A 5,322-nucleotide genomic window follows, 5' to 3' on the forward strand; every position below is an offset into this window, starting at 1 on the left:
CCATCTGCTGTGATGTCGCTTATGCCGTTTGTAATTGTGCCGTCGCCGAAGTCAATGGAAATATCTTTTGCTTCTCCTGGGTTGAGGGTCGGATCTTCAAGTTTCCACATGGTGCCGGTAAGATTCTTCCATGGTGTTGTCAAATAGAACATCTTGCCTCTTGACACAACGTATGCATTGTTTACTCCGGCAGCATCCCAATAGAAGTAACCTGTGAAATTAAGATCTTTTCCTTCGTTTGTATATGTTTTTGTTACGATACCATCTTTATATGTTCCTCCGTTCTCATTAATCAAGGTTGCGAGATCTTCATTTGAACGTGTCACACCATCAATCTGATAGATTGGACCATAATATGTAATCGGAATCTGCAGATTACCGGTACCGCTATATACATTAAACGTATATTCTGTATTTCTTGCTACTTCCGGTGCTTTTGTAACTTTTATTACATAACAACCGCCGGCATATATTGCAGTAGAGTTTGGATTACTTAAATCTACTGGTTTGAAACGTATTTGGGTTCCATTGTTAGCAAGACCTACAAGTTCACTCAATTTAACATCATCACCGAATGCATTTCTTACCTGTGTCGCTGTAAGGTTGACAGGCAGAACGAGTGCCTCCCATTTTGCGTTTGCTCCCTGACCAGATGCCGTGATGTTGAAATCACGTACAAGATTGAACTGACGTGCATAACCATACTGGAATTCATCAATGCCGTCTGTATTCTCACTTGTTAACGGCGTGTTATCTGAGTTATAAGAATCTATACCAAATTCATACTCACCGGAATAATATACTCTAATGTTTCTTGCGTATACAGTACCTTCTTCTGAATATTTAACAATACCAATGGTCAGGTCGCCATACTGTGTTCCGTCAGGATCTGTCGGATAAGCACTATTAGGAGTTACTGTTACTGCAATAGAAACGCGATGGAAATCTGTATTAGGATTGTATATGGCAGTTTCCGTTGGTATTGTACCATTGTTTGTTGCAAGGAACTCACCGGCGGCTATATTACCACGGAAATATATGTCATCTGTAGACAGATATGTTTTTACCAAATTTTGATGATTATTATAGAAATTATTAGTAAAGTTTTCCTGTTCAGTACTTTCTAGAGTTGGTATCAAGGCACCTTGATTTTGTCCTGTTGCTCCTGAAGCGAACAGATAAGCTGTCTGTGCTGGTAAAGTTTCGCCGTCATGATTTGAAAGAAAAGCCTGAGCTGTTATAATATAAGTACCTACCTTTACTTTCGATGCTGTCTGACGCATAATCATCGGCTCTTTTATTTCTGCAGAACTGAATGCACCGTATGTTTTAGCGTAGTCAAATGTGCTTGAAACAGAAGATCTGCCGGGTTTTATCTTTTCTGCACCAGGTGCCATTGAACGGTATGCTCCCTTAGCAGCAATTCCAAGTCCTGCTCCTGTTTCCGGATTTTGTGCATCTTCATTTTGTTTTTCGCCTGGTTGTGTTCCGTTAAGTGTCCACCACTCCCATGAAGTGTTCTCGTTCATATAACGTACAAAAAGTGTATTGAGGAACAGACCGCTCACTTCAATGTTTGTCTGGTGTGTAACAGCAAGTAATACCTCACGGAACGCGGTACGAGGAATAAGAAGCCAATATCCGTTTGAAGTACCGTTTGTAACCAGTGTATTTGAGTTGTCATCTACATTAAGATATTCCGACTTTGTTGTAGTAATTGTATAACATTTTCCAGATACAATCTCGGTGGCTTCATTTAGAGTCCATCCCTCAGATGATCTATCAAGGAATACTCTTCCTGTAGAATTTGGTTCCAGACCTAAATAAGTTCCTAAATCCTTATTATAAAGTGTTCCGGAAAATGTACAAGCATCATAAGTTCCACCCAAAGTCATTTTCATAGCACGGCTTGTTGCAACAGCCTGTGTTCCATATTCACCACCGGCATTGACAAATTTATATGTATTATTTCCATCCCAATGACAGAGATAAATTCCGTCAGTTGTACTTTGATTAGTTTTTGCTGTTTCAAAATCAACAGCATATTTTATCCACTCAATCTGTTCCTCTGTTTCATAATCTTGTGCGGAAACAGTTGTCTTGACACCAAACAAGGCGGTCAAGACCATTGCAATAAATAAAGTAAACTTTTTCATGTTTCTGCTTTTTACCTTGTTGTTTTTATTCCCATACATTAAAACTCTTGGAATTACTCGGACGATTTGGAGTCCATTGATCGTCTTCTCCCGTAACACCGTTTCCACCATATTCAATGTCTCCTTCACTACTTGCACCACCATCAGTTGTCCACGACTCTGCAAGCATAAGACCTTCAGTGTCTACCTCAACAACTAAAGTGTTGGGAATTACATACTTTTTTTTCATCATGCGTTAATTTAATATTCTTATTCTATCCTATAGTTTTTGTCTATCAGAAGCTGAAATATCGGCTTATAAGTACTTTTGAACGCGGATTTTCATCTTAAAATTCACAAAAATTCATAGATATAATCCGGTTTATACATTGCTGTTATTTTACGCTTTTACGTTTTGGAAAATTGTTCGATTTTAATAAAAATAAAATTTCATCATGCTACACCTCTTTGTAAGAGGTGTAGCATGATGAAATTATTTTAATTTTTTAATCTCAACAAAGACATTTCTAAGGAATAAATAACAACAAATAATCACAATTTGAAGGAAAAGCGAACAGCTTATTATTAAACCGGGTTCTTTTACTTCAGGATCTAAGCCGTAAATTCAACCGGCAATAATGAATCAGCACACACAATGATGAAATGATGAAATAATAGTATGCAACATTTGAATTAAGTGAAATAATAACATATAAATTAACGCATGATGAAAAAAAAGTATCTTATTCCTAACACTTCCGTTGTGGAAGTGAAGACGGAAGGTGCCTTGCTTACCGAGTCATGGCATACAGGCGAAGAATCACTCCCTATCATTGGTCCTGACGATGAGGACAAAATCACTGATGAAGATAATGATCAGTGGACTCCTCAGAAGCGTCCAAGTAATTCTAAGAGTTTTAATGTATGGGAATAAAAACAACAAGGTAAAAAGCAAAAGCATGAAGAAGTTTACATTATTTATAGCATTGATCTTGACTGCCGTATTTGGTGTCAAGACAACAGCTTCCGCACAAAGTTATGAGACGGAAGAACAGATTGAATGGATAAATTATGCTGTTACCATTCAAGATGCCATTACTAATTATGGCAGTACAACAGACGGTATTTACTTATGTCACTGGGATGGTAATAAAACTTACACATTTGTTAATGTCGGAGGAGAATACGGAACACAGGCTATTACCTCAAATAGAGGAATGAGACTTACAATAACTGGGAACAGAGATTGGGGAGGAAATAATTACTCTAGCTGTACAATTAAAGGTACCCTTAATAATCCTGGTGCAGGCTCATATTTAGGAGTTGAGCCAAAAGACAATTCATATACAGATAGAGTGTTCATGGATAGAGGTGCTGGTGACACACAGGATATGTACTACCAGTGGGATATTAATTATGAAGGAGCATCAAATGGTAAATCATATTATAATATCCAGAACACAGAGACAAACAGTTATTTGAGTATAGAAACTGCTGAAAACACATTACGTATTGTATCTTCTAACAAAGACACAGATAGGTGGCTATTTATTCCTCGTAAAGCATTCCGTGATGTATTGCTTAGTGTTACCCATCAGACAAACATAGAAGTCAGTGGTTTGTTCCAGAACACACGTTTTGTGCGCTACATGGATGAAAACGCTTCATGGGATTGGTATACAATTAGCGGAACTTCACATGGAGCCCAGTTAGAAGAAGATGCTATAAGCATAAGTACAGGTGCTGGTCTTGGCAAAGCAGATTACAAAGCATACCGTTCAATGGCTCCTGGTGCAGAAAACATTAAAGGTATAACTGTTAAAGATCACGATGGAAAAACTGATATAGAACTTGACTACGCAAAGAGTTATGGTAGTTTCAGTTCCGGAGAAATGAAAAATCCTATAGTTATGCGTCAGCAGATAACTAACGTAAGACCTGGAACATATACAATTACTGCACAAGCATTTGTTTCTGATGACGCCAATGAAATTGGTAGCACAAATAACAGCAATATCGCATTCCTTTTCGCAGCAGGAACAAGCGGAGTGAACCAAGGTGCGGAAATACCGGTTCTTACAGACAATGACCAGACTAACTTTACTACGAATTTCTACAACTATCATAAGAATGTATTAACTACAAGTGCTTCAAAATACTTCCGTGGTAACGTCGCTGCAGGAGAATACCTAGCAACCGGTGGTGATTACACAAAGAGTTCTGATGCTATCTATCATCCTAACACAGAATTCAAGACAATAACACTGAATGTAACAGTTACTGCAGATCCAAATAGTGAAGACGGTAAAACTGGTACCCTGACAATCGGTGCTGCAAAATATAAAGAACAAGGAACACTTTACATTGCAAATATTGATATTAAATATTCAGGAACATACGAATTCGGTATTGATTCATATAGCACAGACAATACCGCTTTCTCAGAAACCAATACTGACGGTATAGACGAGTATAAGTATGGATACGCACGTCAATTCAACCTCGTACGCGACTTCAATATTGTTGCAGGTACAGAAACAACTCCAAAATGGGAAGCTCTCGTTTTACCGGTTAACCTGACAGCTACACAGGTAAGAAATGCATTCGGTGACGATGTTAAACTGAGCAAACTCGTAGGTCTTGCAAACAATGGCAATCAGATTCGCTTCGAAGCAGTAGATTTGGCAAGCAACCCTGATGAAACGGTTATAAAGGCAGGAGACTGCTATGTAATAAAAGTTACCAAAGCACCGGAAGTAGCAAGAGATATAGCATACAAATTTGATGTATACAGCAACGATGAATTTACTGGTGATGTAAAAGTACCTGTTACATATTATGGTCCAATATATCAGATTGACGGTTTGACAAGAACTTCAAAACTTGGTGATCTGATTGTAGCCAATGGAGGCGAATATACTAATGGTGTTGTTAAAAAGACATATGAAACAAGCGACGGAAAATTAACATACACCGGTTACTTCTATTGGAATCAGGAAGCTCCAACAAATGCATACGTTGTATCAAGAGGTAAGATGTTCTATCTGGATGATAAAAACACTTGGGCAAACCTCACCGGTACCATGTGGAAACTTGAAGGATCTTCTTTCACTGGTGCAAAAGAACTTTCTATCGACTTCGGTGATGGAGATATTACCAACGGTATAAGCGGCATCCCAGCAGATGA

Annotated in this window: 3 protein-coding genes and 1 pseudogene; 2 read left to right on the plus strand and 2 right to left on the minus strand. The window is 38.2% G+C overall.

What is annotated here, in order from left to right; genetic code table 11:
• Together WKT13_RS13210 and WKT13_RS13215 are read right to left on the minus strand one after the other, a co-directional pair.
• Nucleotides 1–2,156, minus strand: a pseudogene (locus WKT13_RS13210) (hypothetical protein); the annotation flags it as partial.
• Between the two features lie 25 nt (nt 2,157–2,181).
• Nucleotides 2,182–2,388 carry a hypothetical protein gene (locus WKT13_RS13215; protein WP_340324222.1) on the minus strand — a complete coding sequence of 69 codons (207 nt, stop codon included), beginning with the start codon at nt 2,386–2,388 and terminating at the stop codon, nt 2,182–2,184.
• 471 nt (nt 2,389–2,859) lie between these two features.
• Here WKT13_RS13215 and WKT13_RS13220 point away from each other — a divergent pair, with 471 nt between their 5' ends.
• Both WKT13_RS13220 and WKT13_RS13225 read left to right on the plus strand, forming a co-directional pair.
• Nucleotides 2,860–3,069 (plus strand): hypothetical protein, encoded by a 210-nt coding sequence (locus tag WKT13_RS13220; protein WP_298617705.1) that lies wholly within the window; start codon nt 2,860–2,862, stop codon nt 3,067–3,069.
• A gap of 25 nt (nt 3,070–3,094) precedes the next feature.
• On the plus strand, nt 3,095–5,322 hold a 2,228-nt coding region (locus tag WKT13_RS13225; protein ID WP_340324223.1), incomplete at its 3' end, for a hypothetical protein.

The organism is Prevotella sp. HCN-7019, from assembly GCF_037890215.1.
In the GTDB taxonomy this organism is placed as follows: domain Bacteria; phylum Bacteroidota; class Bacteroidia; order Bacteroidales; family Bacteroidaceae; genus Prevotella.